The organism is uncultured Williamsia sp. (assembly GCF_947494875.1).
Taxonomy (GTDB): domain Bacteria; phylum Actinomycetota; class Actinomycetes; order Mycobacteriales; family Mycobacteriaceae; genus Williamsia_A.
On the sequence record NZ_CANLWM010000005.1, the window covers coordinates 272,800 to 294,609 of the forward strand.

Genomic DNA, 21,810 nt, shown 5'->3' on the forward strand with positions numbered 1-21,810 from the left:
CGTCAGCCGGAGGTGACCGCCACGTCGACCACGCGCGGCATGGCGTCGGGATCGTCCGGCAGCTCGACGGCACCGGTGATCGCCCATCCGTGGTCGCCGGACGGGTCGTCGAGGGTCTGCCGCACCGTCCACCGCTCGCCCGACTCGTCGAGGGTGAAGAGTCGCGGGCTGCGCGCGTCCGGACCCATCCCGATGTCGTCGTACTCGTCGAAGTAGTCGTCGAGGGTCGCGGGCCAGTCGACGTCCGGGTGCATGCGGCGCAGTGCGTCCTCGTCCTCGCGGGCGAACGCGTCCACGATCGCGAACATGTGGTTGCGGAGGTGGACCCGCCAGGCGCGACGATCGGGACCGGACGGTGCGCTCGGTGCCACCGGTCGCGTGGGGTCGGGGGAGGTGAGCTGCTCCCACTCGTCGATCAGGCTCGAGTCGGTGGACCGGACCAGGTGCCCGAGCCAGGCGACGACGTCGTCGAAGTCGTCTGTGTGACGGTCGGGCGGCACGCCGTGGCGGGCGATGCGGTAGACGTCGGTGAGGTAGCGCAGCAGCACGCCCTCGCTGCGGGCGAGGGACAGGCGCGCCACGATGTCACCGAACCCGTCTGCGTGCTCGAGCATCTCGCGCACCACCGACTTCGGGGACGGTCGCGTGTCGGCCACCCACGGATGGCCGCGGAGGTACATCTCGTAGGCGGCGTCGAGGAGCTCGTCGAGAGGTCGGGGGTAGGTGATCTCCTCTACCCGCGCGACCCGCTCCTCGTAGTCCAACCCGTCTGCCTTCATCTGTGCGACGGCCGCCGCCCGCGCGACGTTCTGCTGTGCGCGCACCACGGGTCGGGGATCCTCGACGATCGACTCGATCACCGACAACGCGTCGCGGGCGTAGTCGGGGTCGTCGACGTCGAGCAGCTCCAGCGCCGCGATCGCGAACGACGACAACGGGTTCGACAGGGCGAAGTCGGGTGGGAGCTCCGCGGTCAGCCGCACTGTGGCGCCGGTCGCGTCAGGGTCGGTGGTCTCGACGAGTCCCGCGTTCCGCAGTCCGCGATAGATGTCGATCGCCCGCAGGATGTGCCTGCGCTGGCGGGCACGTGGCTCGTGGTTGTCCTCGAGGAGATGGCGCATGGCCGGGAAACACGGCCCGGGCCGGGCGATCACGTCGACGAGCATCGCCGTGCTCACCCGGAAGTGGGACCGCAACGGCTCGGGATCGGCGCCGACGAGGCGGTCGAACGTCGGCTTCCCCCACGAGACGAACCCGTCCGGAGGCTTCTTGCGCTGGATCTTCTTGAGCTTTTTCGGGTCGTCACCGGCCTTGGCGAGCAGTCGCGAGTTCTCGATCTCGTGGTCGGGGGCCTCCACGACCACGTATCCGCGGTCGTCGAACCCGGCACGGCCTGCGCGCCCGGCGATCTGGTGGAACTCCCGGGCCTGCAGGTGGCGGGTGCGCGTCCCGTCGTACTTGGTGAGCCCGGTGAACAGCACCGTGCGGATCGGGACGTTGATGCCCACGCCGAGGGTGTCGGTGCCGGCGACGACCCGCAGGAGGCCCTGTTGGGCGAGTCGTTCCACGAGGCGGCGGTAGCGGGGGAGCATCCCCGCGTGGTGCACCCCGATGCCTGCGCGCAACAGCTTCGACAGGGTCGACCCGAACCCCGATGCGAACCGGAAGTCGCCCAGTGCATCCGCGATCGCGTCCTTGCCCGCGCGGTCGAGCAGGGTCGCCGACAGCAGCGCCTGCGCGCGTTCGACTGCCGACGCCTGCGTGAAGTGCACGACGTAGATCGGCGCCCGGCCCTGGTCGACGAGGAGCTCGATCGTGTCGTGGACCGGGGTGAGGACGTAGGAGAACTCCAGCGGCACAGGGCGTTGCGTACCGGTCACCGATGCGGTGGGTCGACCCGTGCGGCGGGTGAGATCCTCGACGAAGAAGTCGATCTCGCCGAGCGTGGCCGACATGAGCAGGAACTGCGTGCGCGGCAGCTCGATCAGCGGGACCTGCCACGCCCAGCCGCGTTCGGGGTCGCCGTAGTAGTGGAACTCGTCCATGACGACGAGTCCGATGTCGGCGTCCGCACCGTGCCGGAGGGCGAGGTTGGCGACGATCTCGGCGGTCGCGCACACGATCGGCGCGCCCGCGTTGACCGTCGCGTCGCCGGTCATCATGCCGACGTTCTCGGCACCGAAGACCGCACACAGGTCGAAGAACTTCTCGCTGACGAGGGCCTTGATCGGCGCGGTGTAGAAGGTCCGTTCCCCGCGCGTGCGGGCGAACTGTGCCGCGCCGGTCGCCACCAGCGACTTCCCCGACCCTGTCGGCGTCGACAGGATGACGTGCGACCCGCCGACGAGCTCGAGCAGTGCCTCCTCCTGCGCCGGATACAACGACAGGCCCCGCGATGCCACCCACTCCGTGACGGAGTCGAAGGCATCGTCGGGGCCGTCGGGCAGGCGCGACAGCGGCGCCGGTACGGACTCGGCGGGGGCGGTCACCTAGGGCCGGTCGTCACCGGGTGGGGTGGGCCCGCCGTCGGCGTCGGTGTCGGGGGCGTCGTCGCCGTCCTCGGACGACGCGTCGTCGGCGGCGGCCTGGGCGAGGAACTTCTCCACCTCGGCACCGAGTTCGTCACCGCTCGGCAGGGACTCGTCGGACGCCAGCAACGACGGCGCCTCCTCGGCCCGGCCCGTCACGGCGTCGTACTGGGTCTCCAGTGCGGCGACGACCGCCTCGACCTCGCCGTTGCCCGACACCTCGGCGTCGATCTGCGTGCGGACCGTCGCCGCGGCGTTCTCCAACGCCCCGACCGGGAGATCGAGACCGGTGACGGTCGACAGGCTGTCGATCAGGGTCGCCGAGGCCGCGGGGTATTTGGCCTGGGAGAGGTAGTGCGGCACGTGCACCGAGAGGCCGGCGGTCTTGTACCCGTGCTGGGCCATCCGGAGCTCGATCAGCATCGACGCGCTGCCGGGGATCTTCAGGGGACTGCCCCAGCGCGGCAGATCACCCAGCATCTCCGGCGCCGAGCCATGCGCGGTGACCGTCGAGGGCCGCGTGTGCGGGATGGCCATGGGGATGGCGTTGAGTCCGACGACCGACGAGACCTGGAAGTGGTCCGACAGCCGTCGCACCGCCTCGACGAAACGGTCCCAGCGCAGATCGGGCTCCGCGCCGGCCAGCAGCAGGAATGGCCGACCGGCGTTGTCGCGGACCGCGTGGACGGTCAGCGCGGGCATCTCGACGCCGGTGAACTCCTGACCCGAGAACACCATCGTCGGGCGCCGGGAGCGGTAGTCGATCAGTTCGTCGGCGGAGAACGTGGCCACCAGTTCCGAGTCGAGGCTGTCGCGCAGGTGCTCGGCGGCCAGGGCCACTGCATGCCCGGCGTCGGCGAACCCCTCCAACGCGTGCACCAGCACCGGCCCGTCGCCCTCGTCGCCAGTGACGTGGGGTACGGGGAACTCCAACTCGTAGAGCGTGGATTCCTCGTCCATCACCACTCCTCGTTCGTCGTCGGCCCCGGGGCGCGTGCGGCCCGACGGGGGATCACCGCTGTACAACGATCCCACCCGTCCCGTGTGTTCCGGGCGGCGAGGGTCCCCGACGCGACGGCGGCGCGATGATCGTCACGTCGGTGGACACGTGTCCACCTCGCGGACGTGGTGCTGGTCACGCATGGAAGGATCGTCGTGTGCGCACGTGCGCACATCCCCGCGATCGAGAGGACGCCGCAGAGCATGTCGCAGCAGGTACGAGGTGTCGTGTCACTGTCCACGAAGGAACCCACCCAGGTGGTGACCGTGGTGATCCCGGACCCGGGGCCGCGCGACGTCGTCGTGCGGGTGCAGGCCTGCGGTGTCTGCCACACCGACCTGGCCTATCGCGACGGCGGCATCAACGACGAGTACCCGTTCCTGCTGGGTCACGAGGCGGCCGGCGTGGTCGAGCAGATCGGTGACGAGGTCACCCACGTCGAGGTCGGGGACTTCGTCGTCCTCAACTGGCGCGCGGTGTGCGGGCAGTGTCGCGCCTGCAAGCGCGGTCGCCCCTGGTACTGCTTCGACACCCACAACGCGAGCGTCCCGATGACGCTGGAGGACGGCACCGAGCTCACCCCGGCGCTGGGCATCGGTGCGTTCGCGGAGAAGACCCTCGTGCACGAGGGTCAGTGCACCAAGGTCGCCCCGGACGCCGACCCCGCCGTCGCCGGTCTCCTCGGCTGTGGCGTGATGGCCGGTCTCGGTGCGGCGATGAACACCGGCAACGTCGGCCGTGGTGACAGCGTCGCCGTCATCGGTTGCGGTGGTGTCGGCGACGCGGCGATCGCCGGCGCACGCCTGGCGGGTGCGTCGACGATCATCGCCGTCGACCGCGACCCACGGAAGCTGCGCTGGGCCACCGACCTCGGCGCGACCCACACCATCGACGGCTCGGCGGTCGACGACGTCGTCACCGCCATCCAGGACCTCACCGACGGAAACGGTGCCGACGTCGTCATCGACGCCGTCGGTCGCCCCGAGACCTACGAGACCGCCTTCTACGCCCGCGATCTCGCCGGGACCGTGGTCCTCGTGGGTGTCCCGACGCCGCAGATGCGCCTCGAACTGCCCCTCGTCGACTTCTTCTCGCGCGGCGGCTCGCTGAAGTCGTCCTGGTACGGCGACTGCCTGCCCGAACGCGACTTCCCGATGCTCGTCGACCTGCACCAGCAGGGACGGCTGCCGCTGGAGAAGTTCGTCTCCGAGCGCATCTCCCTCGACGACGTCGAGGCGGCGTTCCACAAGATGGAGGCCGGCGAGGTCCTGCGTTCGGTGGTGATCCTGTGACCGTCCGCGTCGATCACGTCGTCACCTCCGGCACCTTCGAGCTCGACGGGGGGAGCTGGGACGTCGACAACAACATCTGGATCGTCGGGGACGACGACGAGGTGGTGATCATCGACGCAGCCCATTCCGCCGACCCGATCGTGGAGAAGGTCGGCGGTCGTCGGGTGCGCGCGATCGTCGCGACCCACGGCCACAACGACCACGTCACCGTCGCGCCCGAACTCTCGCAGCGTCTCGACGCCCCGGTCTTCCTGCATCCCGGCGACGACATGCTCTGGCGCGACACCCATCCCGACGCCGATCACCAGGACCTGGAGGACGGTCAGCGCGTGTCCGTCGCGGGTACCGATCTCGTCGTGATCAACACCCCCGGACACTCACCCGGGTCGTGCTGCCTGTACCTGCCCGAGGCCGGGATCCTGTTCAGCGGCGACACGTTGTTCTCGGGTGGGCCGGGGGCCACCGGGCGCTCGTTCTCGAGCTTCCCCACGATCATCGAGTCGATCCGGGACAAGATCTTCACCCTGGACCCCGGGACCGAGGTCCGCACCGGACACGGGGACTCGACCTCGGTCGGCCAGGAGGCGCCGCACCTCGAGGAGTGGATCGCCCGCGGCAGCTGAGCTCGAGACGGGCTTAGGTGGGGGTGTCGGTCCCGACGGGCGGGACGCGATGGTGGCAGGGTGACGCGTGTGACCGTGTTCCGTCGTGCCCGTCTGCTGGTCGCCGCCGTCCTGGTGGGCGGTGTGATCGCGGGCTGCGCGCAGAGCGTCGACGGTGAACCCGTCGCCGCGCCCAGTTCGTCGGCGACGGCCGACCTCGATCGCCTCGCGATCAGCCCGAGCGAGTTCCCGGCGGGTTATCCGGCGACGCGGCTGTCCTCGACACAGGCCGCCGACGTCCTCGCCGACCTCTCCGGTCGGCCGAACGGCGGGTCGGTCACGCCGTCGTCCTGCCTGCCGCCGCCGCTCGTCGCCGACCTGGGCTCGACCATCGTCGTCACCGGTCAGTCGACCACCGGCGGGAACCTCACGGTGGTGCTGACCCGGGCGCAGACCCCGCTCGCCGACATCGCCGACGCGATCGCGCGCTGCGGCAGCTACACCGTCGACATGGGTGCCGTCCGGTCCACGGTGCGCGCGGAGATCCTGCCGCCCGCCCCGATCGACACCCAGCAGTCGCTGGCCTTCCGCCGCACCTCCGCCTCGGGCCGGGCGCCGGTGACGGTCGCGCAGACGACCACGGTCCTCGCCGCGCAGAACGACGGCATCCGGGTCTACGCCGCGTTCGTCTCGTTCTCCGGTGCGCGGGTCGACGGCACCGCGCTCGACCAGGTCTTCACGACCGCGGTCGAGCGGTCCCGCGGCCGCTGAGGGTCTCGCCCGCACCGACACACCGGCTCCACCGCACGGCCCGCCGGCGCAGACCTATCAGCGCTGGTGCTCCTGTGCACAGACCCGTCTCCCGCGTCGCCGCCGATCCGATGCGGTCGGCCCGGTGCCGGAGGGTCTGGCGCATGGACATCGACCACCACACCCTCACGCTCCACGACCCCGGCGACCTGATCGCCGCGGTCCCGCCGATGCTGGGTTTCGTCCCGGCCCGCTCCCTCGTCCTCGTCTGCTTCAGCGGGCCCGGGTCACGCCTGGGCATCACCATGCGCCACGACATGGTGCTCGACGACGACGACGCACCCGCCGCGGTCATGTGCGACGTCGTCGACCACCTCGTGACGGTCGCGGCCCGGGAACGCGCGTCGAGCGTGGCCGCGATCGTCGTCGACGACCGCGTCCCCGCCGACGACCCGCGATGGGAGGCGTTGATCGCCGACGTCGAGACCCGACTGGTGGACATCGACCTCGGGGTGGCACTCGCGGTGGACGAGATCCGCAGTGGCGCACGGTGGTACGTCGTCGGTGCCCCGTCCGGACGTGGCGCCTGGACCGGCCTGCTGCCGGACCCGTCGTCGACACCGACCGCGGTCGCCCGGGCGGTCACCTCCGGTACCACCGTGCACGCGCGACGGGAGGACATGGCGGCGGCGCTGGACCCCGCGCCGCCCTGCATCGACCTCGACTGCCGCCACCACCACACCGTCGACGCGCCGTCCCGCAACGGCACACGACGGTCCGACGCGGCGCGGCTGCGATCGGTGCTCGCGCGACTCGGCCGGCGCGCGTTGTCGTGTGGCGACGTCGAGACGATCGCCGCGGCGATCGCGGTACCACGGGTCCGCGACGCGCTCCTGGCGCTCGCCGTCTCGGTGCACGCCGAGGAGGCGGGGGCGATGTGGACCGCGCTGACCCGTCGCTGTCGCGGACGCGACCGTGCCAACGCCGCGACCCTGCTGGCGCACTGGTACTACGCCCACGGAGACGGGTCGTTCGCCGGCGTCGCATTGGACGCGGCCCTCGCCGCGTTCCCGCGTCATTCGATGGCGGGTCTTCTCGACCAGTCGTTGCGGGCCGGTCTCCCGCCGTCGCTGCTGACCGGTTTGCTGACCACGTCGCACGGTGTCGCCGCCGAACTGGGCGTGCCGATGCCGCCGTCTCTGCCTGAGCTGCTCGAACCCGGTGCCTGACGACGGGCCGGATCAGCTGTGCGACACCGCCGCGGCGGAGTGGGCGTTGTCGCCGAGCGTGCGAATGTACTCCCATGCATCGGTGACGATCGTCGGCAGCGCGGTGTTCACCGGCTGCCACCCCAATTCGTCGATCGCCTTGTCGCTCGAGGCGATCAGGACGGCGGGATCACCGGCGCGGCGGGGTGCCTCGACGACCGGGATGTCGATCCCGGTGACCTCGCGGCAGGTCTCGATCACCTGACGTACCGAGAAACCGGCGCCGCTGCCCAGGTTGTAGACGGCGTGCCGGCCCGCGATCGCCGCCTCGAGCGCGAGCGCGTGGGCCTGCGCGAGGTCGTGGACGTGGATGTAGTCGCGGACGGCCGTGCCGTCGTCTGTGTGGTAGTCGGTGCCGAAGATCTTCACCGACTCGCGGTGGCCCAGCGCGGCCTGCAGAACGATCGGGATGAGGTGGGTCTCGACGCGACGGTTCTCGCCGGCGCCCTTGTACGCACCGGCGACGTTGAAGTACCGAAGGCTGATCGCGGCGAGTCCGTGCGCGACCGTGTAGGAGCTGATCGCGTGGTCGATCGCGAGCTTGGTGGCGCCATAGGGATTCGTCGGCCGCGTCGGCGCCGACTCCACGATCGGCACGGCGTCGGGCTCGCCATAGGTGGCCGCGGTCGAGGAGAAGACGAGTCGGGGAGTCCGTGTGCGACGCATCGCCTCCAACAGCGCGAGCGACTCGACGACGTTGCCGTACCAGTACTTCTCGGGCGCCTCGACCGACTCACCCACCAGAGACTGGGCGGCGAAGTGCAGGACGCCGTCGACGTCACCGTCGCCGAGCACGTCTTCGACGACCGCGCTCACGTCGCCCTCGACGAACCGGGCGCCGTCGGGGACCGCGTCCCGGTTGCCCGTGCTGAGGTTGTCGACGACGGTCACGTCGTGTCCGGCGTCGACCATGACGCGCGCGCAGACGCTCCCGACATACCCGGCTCCACCGGTGACGAGCAGCTTCACCCGGTCAGACCTTCTCGACCTGGACCGAGTGGGCCATCTCCGCCGACAGTCGCAGACCTTCGTGGCCGGGGGTGTTGATGGTGACCGCGCCGTGCTCGTTGGTGACCGTGACGCGCGCGTTCGGCACGACGCCGGCCTCGCGGAGCCGACTGATCAGCTCGGGGTCCTCCTGGGCGTGCTCGGACAGTCGACGCACGATGACGGCGACGGGCTCGCCCTCGGGGAGGTCCGACAGCCGTGTGGCCGAGGCGGCCTCACCGTCGACCTCGACGCCCAGCAGATCGAGGCCGGGGATGGGGTTGCCGTACGGCGAGGTGGTCGGGTGGTCGAGCACCTCCAGCAGGCGTCGCTCGACGTTCTCGCTCATGACGTGCTCCCAGCGGCACGCCTCCGCGTGGACGTCCTCCCAGGGCATCCCGATGACGTCGACGAGGAGCCGCTCGGCCAGGCGGTGCTTGCGCATCACCGCGACGGCGAGTGACCGGCCACGGTCGGTGAGCTCCAGCTGACGGTCACCGGCGACGCGCAGCAAACCGTCACGCTCCATCCGGGCGACGGTCTGCGACACCGTGGGTCCGCTCTGCTCGAGGCGCTCGGCGATGCGCGCCCGCAGCGGCACGATCCCTTCCTCCTCGAGGTCGTAGATCGTGCGCAGGTACATCTCGGTGGTGTCCACCAGGTCGTTCACGATGCGATTTCCTCCGTCGCCGTCCCGGCGCCGCACGTCGTGGCGCGACACGTTCTCGCACCACAGGCTACCTTCTCGACCTCGGCCCACGGGGGTCCGCGGGCCGTCCTGCGCGCCGTACGCTGACCCCATGACCACCCCTGCCGACGCCACGGGCGCGGCGGCCGGACCACAGGACGACACCCTCGTCGTGTGGGGGGAAGACCTGCTGGCCTACCGCTGGACACCCACGCACCCGATGAATCCGATCCGCCTGGCGTTGACCATCGGTCTCGCACGGGGACTCGGCGTGCTGGACGGCGTCACCACCCATGCCCCCTCCGCCGCCGACGACGACCTGTTGCGGACGGTGCACCGCAGCGAGTACATCGCCGCGGTGCGAGAGGCGGGGCAGGCCGCGGCAGGGCACCCGCCGCCCGGCTGGTCGTCGACGGTCGCCGAACGCATCTTCGGCCTCGGCACCACCGACAACCCGATCTTCGGGTCCATGCACGACGCGGCCTCGTTGATCGTCGGCGGCACCGTGGCGGCCGCGGACGCGATCGCCCGCGGGACGGCCCGGCGTGCGGTGAACATCGGCGGTGGCATGCATCACGCGTTCGCCGGCCGGGCGTCGGGGTTCTGCATCTACAACGACTGCTCGGTCGCGATCGGCCGACTGCTCGACGCCGGGTTCGACCGGATCGCCTACATCGACATCGACGCCCACCACGGTGATGGAGTACAGCGACGGTTCGCCGCGGACCCTCGGGTGCTCACCGTCTCGGTGCACCAACACCCGTCGACTCTCTTCCCGGGTACCGGGTACCCCGATGAGGTCGGTGACGGCGACGCCGGTGGCACCTCGGTCAACCTGGCACTCCCGCCGTCGACGCCGGACCGGTTGTGGCTGAGGGCGTTATACGCCGTCGTCCCGTCGGTCGTCGCCGACTTCGGCCCGCAGGTGATCGTGTCGCAGTGCGGTGTCGACAGCCATCGCGCCGACCCGCTGACAGACATGCACCTCACGGTCGACGGCCAGCGGGCGGCCATGCGCGCCATGCGGGACCTCGCCGACGAGCACTGCGACGGTCGGTGGCTGGCCGTCGGCGGTGGCGGGTACGGCGTCGTCGACGTGGTGCCGCGGAGCTGGACGCATCTGCTCGCCGTCGCCCTCGACCGCGACGTCGACCCGGCGACGCCGACGCCGGTCGACTGGCAGGAGTCGGCGGCGCAGGCCGCGCAGACCGTCGCGGCCGACTTCGCCACCGACGTGAGGGTCGACACGATGGGCGACGGCGGATGCGTCGACTTCGACCGCTGGGAGGGCAACTGGGGGCAGCAGGCCCCCGAGGGTGTCCCGGCGCACCTGCAGCAGGCGACCGACGCCGCGATCATGGCGACCCGCTCGGCGGTGTTCCCCCTGCGCGGGCTCGACCCGGGGGATCCGCGTGACTGACGCGAGCGCGTCGCGCACGTCCGACGGCGACGACGCGTCGTCCCGTCGGCCGGACACCGGCGCCCCGTTCCCGCGGCACTGGAGCGCCGACGTCCTCGCCTCCGACGGCGGCACGGTGCACCTGCGGCCCATCTCGCCGTCCGACGGCGACCGTGTGGTCGCCTTCCACTCCGGGCTGTCCGAACGGACGCGGTACATGCGGTGGTTCGGTCCCTACCCGGAGATGTCCGCGCGTGACGTCGCGCACATGACCGGCGTCGACCACCACGACCGGGTCGCGCTGGTGGCGGTCCTCGGCGGCCGGATCATCGCGGTCGGCATCTACGAGAGTCTCGCCGCCTCGGGTCGTCCCGAGGCCGCGGAGGTCGCGTTCGTCGTCGCCGACGACCACCAGGGGCGGGGGCTGGGCACGGTGTTGCTCGAGCACCTCGCCGGTGCCGCCGCCGAGAACGGCTTCACTCTCTTCGAGGCGGAGGTGCTGGCCGAGAACCGCGCGATGCTGTCGGTCTTCCGCGACGCCGGCTACCAACTGAGCCGGAGCTTCGACGGGTCGACGGTGCACGTCGAGTTCGCGATCGACCCGACCGATGCGCTGCTCGCGGTCCGCAACGCCCGCGAGCTCGGTTCGGAGGCCCGCAGCGTCGCCAACCTGCTCCGACCCGACTCGGTCGCGATCATCGGCGCGTCCACCGACCCCGGCAAGGTCGGAAACGCCCTGCTGGCCAACGTGATCGCCGGCGGCTTCCGCGGTCCGGTGTTCCCCGTGAACGCCGAGGCCCGTGCCGTGCGCGGTATCCGCAGCTACCCGTCGGTGCGCGACATCCCCGACCCGGTCGACCTCGCGATCGTCGCCGTCCCCGCCGAGAACGTCGGCGACGTGCTGCAGGACTGTCTGGCCAAGAACGTGAAGACGATGGTCGTCGTGTCGGCGGGCTTCGCGGAGTCCGGTGCGGCCGGGGCGCTCGCCCAGCGCACGCTGGTGCACGAGATCCGCGCGCACGGGATGCGACTGGTCGGGCCGAACGCGTTGGGGGTCATAAACACCGATCCCGAGATCGCCCTCAACGCGACGCTCGCGCCGCGCGTCCCCGGACGCGGCCGGGTGGGGTTCTTCTGCCAGTCCGGGGCCCTGGGCATCGCGATCCTCGACACCGCGGCCCGACGTCAGCTGGGGTTGTCGACGTTCGTATCCGCGGGCAACCGGGCCGATCTGTCCGGCAACGACCTGCTGCAGTACTGGGACGCCGACGACGCGACCGACGTGATCCTGTTGTACCTCGAGAGCTTCGGCAACCCGCGCAAGTTCTCCCGGCTCGCGCGGCGGGTGTCGCGCAACAAGCCGATCATCGCTGTGAAGGCCGGACGGACCGCGGTCGCGCCCTCCCAGATCCGCAGCGACTCGGGCATCGACGACGAGAGCGCGCGCGCCGTGCTCGAACAGTCCGGTGTCATCCAGGTCGACACCATCGCCGACCTCTTCGACTGCGCGACCGTGCTCGCGCATCAGCCGCTGCCGACCGGACCGCGCGTGGCGGTGGTGGGCAACTCGACGGTGCTCGGCGTGCTCGCGGCGAGCGCGGGGGAGCCGTTCGGGCTCACGGTCGTCGCACAGACCGACCTCGGTCCCGGCGCCGGCGTCGACGAGTTCGGCGCAGCCGTGCGCGCCGCGACCGGCGACGAGGGTGTCGACGCGGTCATCGCCGTGTTCGTGCCACCCGTGGCGGTCGGGGCCGAGGCCTACGCGCGGGCACTGGTCGCCGCCACGCGCGACTGCGGGAAGACCGTGGTGTCGACGTTCCTCGGCGTCGAGGGCATCCCGGACGCGCTGACCGTCCACGACGAGGACGGGGTGACCGGTCGCGGGTCGGTGCCGTCCTACCCGGGACCCGAGCGGGCCGCCGCCGCGGTCGGCCGGGCATGGCGCTACGCGCGGTGGCGGGCCCGTCCCGAGTCCGACGTCGAACGTCCCGACGGTCTCGACGTCGACCGCGCGCGGGCACTGGTCGCCGCGGAGTGGGGTGCGTCCGTCGGGCACGGCGACGACACCCGCGTCCTCGACGAGGTCACCTCGGCGGAGCTGCTGCGGTGCTACGGCATCGAGGTCGCACCGTTCCGCACCGTCACGTCGGCCGACGAGGCGGTGGCCGCCGCAGACGAACTCGGCTACCCGGTGGTGGTGAAGGCCGTCACCGCGGCATGGCGCGGTCGGCTCGACGGCGAGGGTGCCCGGCTGGACCTGCCCGGCCCCGACGCGGTCCGCGCCGCGTTCCACGACCTGTCCCAGTTGACCGGGGAGCGCTCGCTGCACGTGCAGCAGATGGCCCCCCGCGGCGTGCCCGTCGTCATCCGCGTCCGCGACGACGCGTCGCTGGGCTCGCTGATCTCGTTCGGCCTCGCCGGACCCACCTTCGAGCTCCTCGGCGACCACGCGCACCGCGCGGTCCCGCTCACCGCGGTCGACGCCGACGAACTCCTCATCGCACCGCGCGCGGCGCCGCTGCTGACCGGCTTCCGCGGTCAACTGGCGGCGGACCGCCCGGCGATCCGCGGCCTGCTCGTGCGCGTGTCCGCACTCGCCGACGACCTGCCCGAGGTGCGCGAACTCGCACTGGACCCGGTGCTCGCGGCACACGACGGCGCCACCGTCCTCTCGGGACGGATACGCCTCGGCCCGGTGCCGTCGAGGACGGACACCGGGCCGAGACGACTGAGCTGATCGCTCCGCGATCGGACGACTCAGCTGATCGGTCAGCTGGCGTAGGCGCGCAGACGATCCGCGCGATCGCCCTGACGCAGCTTCACCATGACCTCGCGCTCGATCTGACGCACCCGCTCGCGCGACAGGCCGAACAGGCGGCCGATCTGGTCGAGGGTGCGGGGCTGTCCGTCGTCGAGACCGAACCGCAGGCGGATCACCTGCTGCTCGCGCTCGTCGAGGGTCGACAGCACCGACCGGACGTCGGTGTGCAGGAGCCCGGCGATGACCGCGCTCTCCGCCGACGTGGCCTCGGCGTCCTCGATGAAGTCGCCGAGCGGCGCCTCCTCGTCGGACCCGACCGGCATGTCCAGGCTCACCGGGTCGCGGCTGTGGTCGAGCAGATCGGCGATCTTCTCGGCCGGGATGCCGGACTCGGCGGCCAGCTCGTCGTCGGTCGCCTCACGTCCGAGCTGCTGGTGGAGCTCACGCTTGATGCGGGCCAGCTTGTTCACCTGCTCGACGAGGTGGACGGGCAGACGGATGGTGCGGCTCTGATCGGCCATGCCGCGGGTGATCGCCTGACGGATCCACCAGGTGGCGTAGGTCGAGAACTTGAAGCCCTTGGCGTAGTCGAACTTCTCCATCGCACGGATCAGCCCGAGGTTGCCCTCCTGGATGAGGTCCAGGAGCGGCATGCCGCGGCCGGTGTAGCGCTTCGCCAGCGACACGACGAGGCGCAGGTTCGCCTCGAGCAGATGCGCCCGGGCCGACTCACCCTCCCGCACCAGCTGCGCCAGATCGCGCTTCTTCGTGGCGGACAGACGCTTCTTGGTCGCCAGGACGTGCTTGGCGTAGAGGCCGACCTCGATGGCCTTGGCCAGCTCGACCTCCTGCTCGGCGTTCAACAGGGCCGTGCGGCCGATCCCGTTCAGGTAGACACGGACCAGGTCGGCGGCGGGGCTCTGCGCGTCGAGGTCGGCGTCGGTCATCTGCGGGCGCGGCGTGTCCGACGGGCGGGTCGGAGCGGTGGTGCTGGGCATTGCGGCCTCCTCGCGAGCGTGGCGTCTTCACCCGGTACAACGGCATGCGGGTCGCAAATAGTTCCCGGAAAGGTTGTTCACTTTCCCGATCGGCGAGGCTCTGACCAGCGCGGATTCCGAGCCCGATCTGAGAAGTTCCTAAGAGACCGTTCCCGCCCCGGACCGGGACGGCAGGAGCACGCCGTGACGGACGAGACCGGCGATCACGTCGCTCACCGACGCGGGGTCGATCTCCTCGCCGCGCGCGGCGCCGAGCAGGTCGACGACGTCGGCGACGGGGAGCCCGTCGTGTCGCAGCCCGGCGACCAGCGCGGCCACGCGGTCGTCGACGTCGTGGGACCACCGCGGCCCGCCGGTGCGGACCAGTCGGGTCGCCACCTCGACCCACGGGTCGAGTGGGTCCGACATCGAGGGCGTCCAGACGCGGTCGAGCGCGACGTCGGGTGCGGCGGCCAGCCGGGCGTCGAGGACGTCGTGATCGCGCAACCAGGCGGCCCGGTCGAGATAGGCGAGCGCCTCGTCACCGAGCGGGTCGTCGAGGGCGTGGGACAGCTCCTCCGCCAGCAGGTCGGTCGGCGCACCCGTGGTGCGGAGGAACACGAAGCCGAAGCCGATGCCCTCGACACCGGAGCGGTCGAGGTGGTCGAGCCACTCGTCGGCCAGCCGGGCACCCCGGCCGGTCCGCGGGTCGTGGCCGGCGTCGCGCAGCCAGGTGCCCACATAGAGGGCGGGGTCGGCCACGTCGCGCTGGACGACCCACGCGTCGACGCCGTGATCGGGGATCCACGACGCGACGCGGTCGCGCCAGTCGTCGCCGGTGATGACCCACGACGCCAACATGCAGGCGATGCCGCCGTCGACGAGGTGGTCGGCCACACCGGAGACCATCACCTCGCTCGCCCCGTCGAGGTCGAGTCCGGAGTCCCGATAGCTGTGCGTGACCGTCGGCGGACCGACCACGAACGGTGGGTTCGCCACCACGCGGTCGAAGCGACGACCCTCCACCGGCCCGAACCAGGGTCCCCGGACGAGGTCGACGCGGTCGTCGCCGATGCCGTTGAGTGCCATGGTGGCTCGCGCCAGGGACAGTGCGCGGTCGGTGATGTCGGTGGCCGTGACGTGGTCGGCGGTCTCGAGTGCGTGCACCGCCTGGACGCCGCAGCCCGTGCCGACGTCGAGCACGGAGCCGCGGGCGGGGATCGTGGCCCGCAGCAGCGAGAGCGACGCGTGTCCGACGCCCAGCACGTGGTCGGCGGCGATGTCGACGGGCCGCATGGACCCGTCGAGGTCGGACACCATCCACCGGGTGCCGTGGCCGGCGTCGAGCGGTCGGACGTCCACCGCGGCACGCACGGCATCCCCGTCCGGTTCCAACAGGCCCCCGGTGACGGCGTCGTCGACGCTCACCCCGCCCAGGACATGGTCGACGGTCGCGCGGTCGATGCTGTCGTGGACGAGGAGCAGTCGGACGAGGACCCCGAGTTCGCCCCCGTCGACACACGCGCGCCGCACCGGTACGGGCTCACCCCGTCCCAGTGCGGTGTGGACGTCGTCGCCGAGGAGATCGAGCACGCCGTCGGCGTCGTATCGGTGCTCGAGGAACACCTCACGCAGTCGCGGCGCGAGGTCGGTCAGGCCGTCTGGCGAGGTGCGGACCCCACCGGCGCGCGTCACCTCTGGTCGTCGGTGTGGATACGCCGGTCGTCGCCGACGCGAGAGCCCATGTCGGGGGTGTCGAACTCACCCGTGTCGAAGGTGCCGAGCTCACGGTGGTTCCTGCCCTCGAGGGCGGTGGCCGTGTGGTCGCCGGACCACTTGTACCGACGCACCTCACCCTTCTCGCGCGGCGGGCGGTCGTTGGCGATGAGCACCGCGACCCACGGCAGCGGGATCGACAGCGCGATGACGGCCAGCGCGAGCAGGCCGTTCCCGGTGGCGCCGTACACGATGCCGGCCAGGATCAACGCCGGCACGCGGAAGGCCATCAGGCTCAGGTAGCGACGCACCCGAGCCCGTTGCTGGTCCTCCTGGGACGGCTGCGCCTGGGTGATCAGGATCGCTTCTCGTGCCTCTTCGTGTGCCACGTACTCCACTGTTGCACTTTCCGTTCACCAGCGCATCGTCGCTGATGACACACCATGTTCCGGGAATGCGAGCGCCGGTCGCGAGGACGTGCTGCGTGATCGGTCACATCGGGCACAATGGGTTCCATGGGAACCCAGACGATCGAACGCCCGGACGTCGACACCGAGGAGACCACCGACGACGACGCGCCGAAGTTCTTCCACTACGTCAAGAAGAACAAGATCGCCGAGAGTGCCGTCATGGGGACCCACGTCGTGGCGCTGTGCGGAGAGACCTTCCCGGTGACGAAGTCACCGAAGCCCGGATCGCCCGTGTGCCCGAAGTGCAAGAAGATCTACGAGAAGATGAAGAAGGACTGACGGCGCCCTCAGCGTTCGTCCTCGGGCCGCGGTGACCGCCGGATCGGCCCGCTCTGGAACTTCTTCGGCACCGCCCGCAGCTGGTCGGTGATGTCGGTCGTCTGCTGGCTCACCCATTCCCGGACCTGCTCGATGTGTGTCGGCCCCTCCGCGGGCCAGATCGACTGGATGGCCGCGTTGAACTGAGCGCCGATCACGATGGCGAAACCCAGGAAGAACGTGAAGAGCAGGAACGCGATCGGTGTCGCGAGTGCCCCGTAGGAGTACCCGGTCTTCGTGATCGACCCGAGGTAGATGCGCAGCCCGGCGCTGGCGAACCAGAACACGACCGCCGCGAGGACCGCGCCGGCGACCAGCCGGTGCCAGGGCAGCGGTTTCGGCAGAGAGACGCGGTAGAGCGTCGTCAGGCCGAGTATCAGCAGGACACCGACGGCGGGGTAGTAGGCGATGTGGATGATCTGCCCGCTGAACGGTTGCCAGGAGTCCGGGGCGATCTCGGAGGCGTAGGTCGGACCGAGGGCCACCAGCGGCAGGATGAACGTCGACAGGATCAGGAACCCGATGTAGAGGTTCAGCGCGAAGATCCGCTGCCACACCGCGTGCCGCACGTTGTGCTGGTCGTGGGCCTTGTTGATGGAGTCGACGAAGCTCGACATCGCCGACGACCCCGACCACAGGGACAGCACGAACCCCAGCGAGATGAGTTCCCCCCGTCCGCGGGCGAGGACGTCGTTCACCGTCGGGGTGATGATCTCGCTGACCACGTTCCCACTGAAGGTGCGGTCGGCGAAGCTGATGATGCGGCTGCGGATCATCTCGGTGGTGCCCGGACCGAACCAGTCCCCGACGTAGCCGATCGAGCCGAGCACGCCGAGCAGCAGTGGTGGCAGCGACAGCGTCTGCCAGAACGCGGCCTGCGCGGACATGCCGAAGATCGAGTCGTCCCACGCCTTGACGATCGTGCGCCACACCAGCTTGGGGAGGGTGCGCACCACCGGCGGACCGCCCGCGGACGATGCGATCGTCACGGGTGGCCGGTCGTGGGTGGGGTCGATGGCTGCGATGTACCCATCGTCCCCGATGGTGACGCATCGGACGCGGATGCCCCCGCCGCCGTGTCGCGGATCCGGCGGGGTGAGCCGGTACGATCGACCGCGGCCGTCATCCGGCTGCGGGCGGATCACCGACACCTCCGCCGGCACCGCGAGCACGCAGGAGTTCCCCCATTTCGCAGTCCAAGGTCTTCGACACCGGCGGGTCGCTGCGAACGTGGCAGCGACGTGCGCTGACGAAATATCTCGCCACCCGGCCCCGCGATTTCCTCGCCGTCGCGACCCCCGGCGCCGGCAAGACCACCTTCGGCCTCCGGATCGCGTGTGAACTCCTCGCCGACCGGACGGTCGAGACGGTCACCATCGTCGCCCCGACCGAACACCTGAAATTCCAGTGGGCGCAGGCGGCGTCGCGCATGGGTCTGGCCCTCGACCCGCGGTTCAGCAACACCACCGGCGTCACGAGCTCCGACTTCGACGGCGTCGTGGTCACCTACGCGCAGGTCGCGGCGCACCCGAGCCGGCACCGGGTGCGGACCGAGAACCGGCGCACGCTGGTCATCCTCGACGAGATCCACCACGGTGGCGATGCGAAGACGTGGGGCGACGCGATCCAGGAGGCGTTCTCCGACGCGACCCGCCGCCTCGCCCTGACGGGCACCCCGTTCCGCTCCGACGACTCGCAGATCCCGTTCGTCACCTACGAACCCGACGGCACCGGTGCCCTGCGGTCCAAGGCCGACCACAGCTACGGCTACTCCGACGCCCTCGCCGACGGTGTCGTCCGCCCCGTGGTGTTCCTGGCCTACTCGGGCGAGGCGAGCTGGCGGACGAACGCGGGGGAGGAGTTCACGGCGCGGCTCGGTGAACCGCTGTCGGCGGAGCACACCGCCCGCGCCTGGCGGACCGCGCTCGACCCCCACGGCGACTGGATCGCAGCCGTCCTGCGCGCCGCCGACACCCGGCTCGGTCAACTCCGCGCCTCGGGTGTGCCCGACGCGGGCGGGCTCGTGATTGCCGGTGACCAGAAGACCGCCCGTGACTACGCCGAACTGCTCGAGGCGATCTCGGGAACGACGCCCAGCGTCGTCCTCTCCGACGACCCCTCGTCGTCGTCGCGGATCGAGGAGTTCGCGTCGTCGGACGCGCGGTGGATGGTCGCGGTGCGGATGGTGTCGGAGGGTGTCGACGTGCCTCGCCTGGCCGTCGGCGTGTATGCGACGAGCGCCTCCACCCCCCTGTACTTCGCGCAGGCGATCGGACGGTTCGTCCGGTCGCGGCGGCCGGGGGAGACCGCCAGCGTGTTCCTGCCGTCGGTGCCGGTGCTGCTCCGACTCGCGAGCGAACTCGAGGCGCAACGCGACCACGTGCTGGGCAAGCCGCATCGCGAGAAGGAAGGCTTCGACGACGACCTGATCGCCGCGGCGAACAAGCAGCAGGACGAGCCGGGAGACGACGACCCGGCGTTCATCTCGCTGCACGCCGACGCCGAACTCGACCAGGTCATCTTCGACGGGTCCTCGTTCGGTACTGCCACCTTCGCGGGCAGTGACGAGGAGTCGGACTATCTGGGGCTGCCCGGTCTGCTGAACGCGGATCAGGTGCGGGACCTGCTGCGCACCCGGCAGACCGAACAGGTTGCCGCCCGCTCCGCCGCCGCGGATGCCCCGCCCGCCGCCCGGCCCGACGCGACCACCGGCGCGCAGCTGACGGCGCTGCGCAAGGAACTCAACAGCCTGGTGGCGATGCACCACCACCGGACGGGCAAGCCGCACGGCGTCGTCCACAACGAACTGCGGTCGAAGCTCGGTGGCCCGCCCACCGCCATGGCGACGGCTGATCAGCTCCGGGAACGGATCAGCGCGCTGCGGCAGTGGAGGTGACCGATACGACGATGGCGGCGACCGTGCTGGGCACGATCACCGCCATCGACGGGTTCGGGGGTCTGCGTGTCAGACGAGTTCCTCCGAGTCGGTGGACACGGTGGCGCCGAGATCGGCGAGACGTGCCTCGTGCTCGTTGTAGTGGTGACGGCAGAACAGGAGCTCGCCCCCGGCAGGGAGCACGGCGCGAACGCGGGCAGCTGCGCTGCACCGGTCGCAACGATCGGCGGCGGTGAGGGGCATCGAGATCGTGGGGGTGGTGATGACGTCTGACATGATTCCTCCGTCCCGGGCCAGCGCTGGCGCTCCCCGTCGCGAACTCCTCCACCTGGGCTGGTGGGGTGATTCCACTCTGTCAGACGTTCCGGCTCTGCGTATTGTTCCCGCGGCCGCCACGCCCACGATTCATGCACACGTAACACGCGTCGAGAGATCGCTCACGGCGCCCGGGGCGTCGTGACCGGGGACGCACCGACGTCGGTGTCCCGGCTCGCGGCGACCCCGGTGTGGCCGGCGTTCGTCGCCGGCGCGGTGGCGCAGTACGCCGGCGCCGCGGTCGCGGTGGGGGTGTTCGCCCAGGCGCCTCCGTCGGTGGTCGGGTGGCTGCGCACCTTGTTCGGCGGTCTGGTGGTGGTCGCGCTGACGCGCCCTGCGTGGGTCGTGTCCGCGCCGCGCCGGGTCGCCCGCGCCGCCCTCCTGGGTCTCGTCACGCTCGGCATGAACATCGTGTTCTACGAGGCGATCTCGCGGGTCGACCTCGGTGTCGCGGTGGCCGTGGAGTTCATCGGACCGGTCGCCGTCGCCGCGCTGGGGACGCGGGGACGGCGGGGTACGGCGTCGCTGGTGGCGGTGGCGGTCGGTGTCGTCCTCGTCTCGGGTGCGCTCGACGGGACGGTCACCGTCGGCGCGCTCTGGGCGGTCGGGGCGGGCGTGTTGTGGGGCGGGTACATCGTGCTCGGCGCGCGGGTGTCCGCGGCCCACGTGGGCACGCAGGGGCGGCGTCGACGGGGCATCGAGGACCTCGGTGTCGGGCTGACCGTCGCGGCGGTCGCGGCCGCGCCGGTCGTCGTGGGTGTGAGTGCGATCACGGGCGTGTCGGCGCCGTCGGCCTCCGTTCTCGCGCTGTGCGCGGTGATCGGTGTGCTGTCGAGTGCAGTGCCGTACGTGCTCGACCAGATCGTGCTGACGCGGATCGGACGGGCCCGGTTCGCGCTGCTGCTCGCGTTGCTCCCCGTGACCGCGGCAGTCGTCGGTGCGGTGACGCTCCGGCAGGCGCCGTCGCCGGCGGAGGTCCTCGGGATCGGGGCGGTCGTCGTCGCCATCCTGATGGCGCCGCGGGAGGCCCCGGCCGCCGGAAGTCGGCGGTCGGATCCCGTCGGTGTGGCACCGTGGACGGTGATGTCGCCGCAGACGAAGACGCCGCCCGGGCCCCTGGTCCACCTCTGCCCGAAGGCCACATGGCTCGCCGCGCACCGTCGTGGTCGGCTCGAGCCGGACTCCCTGCACGACGTCGGGTTCATCCATCTGTCCGCGCTGTCGCAGGTCCACGTGCCCGCCACCGCGCTGTTCGCCGGCCGCGAGGACATCGTCCTGCTGGAGATCGACCCCGAACGGGTCCCCGCCGAGATCCGATGGGAGGACGGCGACCCGCCGCACCCCGACGGGTGGCAGTTCCCGCACCTGTACGGCCCGCTGCCCGTCACGGCCGTCACCCACGTCCATCCGTACCGGCCGGATCCCGACGGCACATTCGGGCCGCGCGCCACCTTCTGAGCTGCCCGAGCGGGTCGTCGGATCTCATCCCTTCGGCGACTCGTCGTCGTCCCTCCGGCGGATGTGCCCGGACAGATGCACGGCGCAGGCTGGGACCGTGGACATCTCACCGGTTCTCATCGCGATCGTGGCCTGCGAGGTCGGGTTCTGGCTGGTGCTGCTCACCGGCCTGGTCGTGCGCTACGGCCTGCGACGGCGCGAGGCGTCGACCTGGATCCTGAGGGCGGTCGTCCTCGTGGATCTCGCGTTGCTCGTGGCGGTCGCAGTCGACGTCGCCGGCGGTGCCGAGGTGGGTCAGGTACATCGCCTCGCCGGCATCTACCTCGGCGTGACGGTGGCGTTCGGCCACAGCATCGTCGCGTGGGCCGACGTGCGGGCCGCGCAC

At 71.1% G+C, this 21,810-nt stretch carries 19 protein-coding genes and 1 pseudogene; 10 read left to right on the top strand and 10 right to left on the bottom strand.

The features are described from left to right. Positions 1-2 precede the first annotated feature (2 nt). Both Q1A98_RS13605 and Q1A98_RS13610 read right to left on the bottom strand, forming a co-directional pair. Positions 3-2,456 (bottom strand): RNA helicase, encoded by a 2,454-nt coding sequence (locus Q1A98_RS13605; protein WP_299574688.1) that lies wholly within the window; start codon positions 2,454-2,456, stop codon positions 3-5. A 33-nt stretch (positions 2,457-2,489) separates the two neighbouring features. After that, positions 2,490-3,488, bottom strand: coding sequence for a proteasome assembly chaperone family protein (locus Q1A98_RS13610; RefSeq protein WP_299574389.1), 999 nt, complete (start codon positions 3,486-3,488; stop codon positions 2,490-2,492). 243 nt (positions 3,489-3,731) lie between these two features. Between Q1A98_RS13610 and Q1A98_RS13615 the strand changes: the two genes are divergently transcribed. The 4 genes from Q1A98_RS13615 (at position 3,732) to Q1A98_RS13630 (ending at position 7,401) form a co-directional block, all read left to right on the top strand. Next, entirely contained in the window at positions 3,732-4,820 is a 1,089-nt protein-coding gene (locus tag Q1A98_RS13615; protein ID WP_299574392.1) for an S-(hydroxymethyl)mycothiol dehydrogenase, read from the top strand. Beyond that, positions 4,817-5,443 (top strand): MBL fold metallo-hydrolase, encoded by a 627-nt coding sequence (locus tag Q1A98_RS13620; RefSeq protein WP_299574395.1) that lies wholly within the window; start codon positions 4,817-4,819, stop codon positions 5,441-5,443. The genes Q1A98_RS13615 and Q1A98_RS13620 overlap by 4 nt, the downstream gene beginning before the upstream one ends. A 60-nt stretch (positions 5,444-5,503) precedes the next feature. Then, positions 5,504-6,193 carry a hypothetical protein gene (locus Q1A98_RS13625; RefSeq protein WP_299574397.1) on the top strand — a complete coding sequence of 230 codons (690 nt, stop codon included), beginning with the start codon at positions 5,504-5,506 and terminating at the stop codon, positions 6,191-6,193. Between the two features lie 143 nt (positions 6,194-6,336). Then, positions 6,337-7,401 (top strand): DUF4192 domain-containing protein, encoded by a 1,065-nt coding sequence (locus tag Q1A98_RS13630; RefSeq protein WP_299574399.1) that lies wholly within the window; start codon positions 6,337-6,339, stop codon positions 7,399-7,401. Positions 7,402-7,413: 12 nt separating this feature from the next. Here Q1A98_RS13630 and galE read toward each other — a convergent pair whose 3' ends face one another. Together galE and Q1A98_RS13640 are read right to left on the bottom strand one after the other, a co-directional pair. Further along, positions 7,414-8,409, bottom strand: coding sequence for a UDP-glucose 4-epimerase GalE (galE, locus tag Q1A98_RS13635; RefSeq protein ID WP_299574402.1), 996 nt, complete (start codon positions 8,407-8,409; stop codon positions 7,414-7,416). A 4-nt stretch (positions 8,410-8,413) separates the two neighbouring features. After that, complete coding sequence (locus Q1A98_RS13640) at positions 8,414-9,097, bottom strand: metal-dependent transcriptional regulator (protein ID WP_299574404.1); 684 nt, start codon at positions 9,095-9,097, stop codon at positions 8,414-8,416. A gap of 130 nt (positions 9,098-9,227) precedes the next feature. Between Q1A98_RS13640 and Q1A98_RS13645 the strand changes: the two genes are divergently transcribed. Then, positions 9,228-10,535 carry an acetoin utilization protein AcuC gene (locus Q1A98_RS13645; RefSeq protein ID WP_299574406.1) on the top strand — a complete coding sequence of 436 codons (1,308 nt, stop codon included), beginning with the start codon at positions 9,228-9,230 and terminating at the stop codon, positions 10,533-10,535. Then, positions 10,528-13,251 carry a bifunctional GNAT family N-acetyltransferase/acetate--CoA ligase family protein gene (locus Q1A98_RS13650; RefSeq protein ID WP_299574409.1) on the top strand — a complete coding sequence of 908 codons (2,724 nt, stop codon included), beginning with the start codon at positions 10,528-10,530 and terminating at the stop codon, positions 13,249-13,251. The genes Q1A98_RS13645 and Q1A98_RS13650 overlap by 8 nt, the downstream gene beginning before the upstream one ends. A 32-nt stretch (positions 13,252-13,283) precedes the next feature. Here Q1A98_RS13650 and Q1A98_RS13655 read toward each other — a convergent pair whose 3' ends face one another. The 3 genes from Q1A98_RS13655 to Q1A98_RS13665 form a co-directional block, all read right to left on the bottom strand. After that, positions 13,284-14,273, bottom strand: coding sequence for a sigma-70 family RNA polymerase sigma factor (locus tag Q1A98_RS13655; RefSeq protein WP_299574411.1), 990 nt, complete (start codon positions 14,271-14,273; stop codon positions 13,284-13,286). A 138-nt stretch (positions 14,274-14,411) separates the two neighbouring features. Continuing rightward, complete coding sequence (locus Q1A98_RS13660) at positions 14,412-15,908, bottom strand: methyltransferase (RefSeq protein ID WP_299574691.1); 1,497 nt, start codon at positions 15,906-15,908, stop codon at positions 14,412-14,414. Positions 15,909-15,943: 35 nt separating this feature from the next. Continuing rightward, complete coding sequence (locus tag Q1A98_RS13665) at positions 15,944-16,357, bottom strand: DUF3099 domain-containing protein (protein ID WP_299574413.1); 414 nt, start codon at positions 16,355-16,357, stop codon at positions 15,944-15,946. Positions 16,358-16,483: 126 nt separating this feature from the next. Here Q1A98_RS13665 and Q1A98_RS13670 point away from each other — a divergent pair, with 126 nt between their 5' ends. Beyond that, positions 16,484-16,717 carry a DUF3039 domain-containing protein gene (locus Q1A98_RS13670; protein ID WP_253652697.1) on the top strand — a complete coding sequence of 78 codons (234 nt, stop codon included), beginning with the start codon at positions 16,484-16,486 and terminating at the stop codon, positions 16,715-16,717. An 8-nt stretch (positions 16,718-16,725) separates the two neighbouring features. On the opposite strand, the gene Q1A98_RS13675 is transcribed toward Q1A98_RS13670, so the two are convergent. Then, positions 16,726-17,745, bottom strand: a complete 1,020-nt coding sequence (locus Q1A98_RS13675; protein WP_299574415.1) for a YihY/virulence factor BrkB family protein — start codon at positions 17,743-17,745, stop codon at positions 16,726-16,728. 197 nt (positions 17,746-17,942) lie between these two features. Between Q1A98_RS13675 and Q1A98_RS13680 the strand changes: the two genes are divergently transcribed. Continuing rightward, on the top strand, positions 17,943-19,652 hold the full coding sequence (locus tag Q1A98_RS13680; RefSeq protein ID WP_299574694.1) for a DEAD/DEAH box helicase: 1,710 nt from the start codon (positions 17,943-17,945) through the stop codon (positions 19,650-19,652). Positions 19,653-19,721: 69 nt separating this feature from the next. On the opposite strand, the gene Q1A98_RS13685 is transcribed toward Q1A98_RS13680, so the two are convergent. Then, entirely contained in the window at positions 19,722-19,928 is a 207-nt protein-coding gene (locus Q1A98_RS13685) for a hypothetical protein (protein ID WP_253652699.1), read from the bottom strand. A 441-nt stretch (positions 19,929-20,369) separates the two neighbouring features. On the opposite strand from Q1A98_RS13685, the pseudogene Q1A98_RS13690 reads away from it, so the two are divergent. Together Q1A98_RS13690 and Q1A98_RS13695 are read left to right on the top strand one after the other, a co-directional pair. Then, positions 20,370-20,969, top strand: a pseudogene (locus Q1A98_RS13690) (EamA family transporter); the annotation flags it as partial. Between the two features lie 81 nt (positions 20,970-21,050). After that, positions 21,051-21,425 (top strand): DUF952 domain-containing protein, encoded by a 375-nt coding sequence (locus tag Q1A98_RS13695; RefSeq protein ID WP_299574697.1) that lies wholly within the window; start codon positions 21,051-21,053, stop codon positions 21,423-21,425. 106 nt (positions 21,426-21,531) lie between these two features. Here the strand turns inward: Q1A98_RS13695 and Q1A98_RS22375 are convergent, their stop codons facing one another. Next, a complete protein-coding gene (locus Q1A98_RS22375) occupies positions 21,532-21,774 on the bottom strand; it encodes a hypothetical protein (RefSeq protein ID WP_366943459.1) in 243 nt (80 codons plus the stop codon). Positions 21,775-21,810 lie beyond the last annotated feature (36 nt).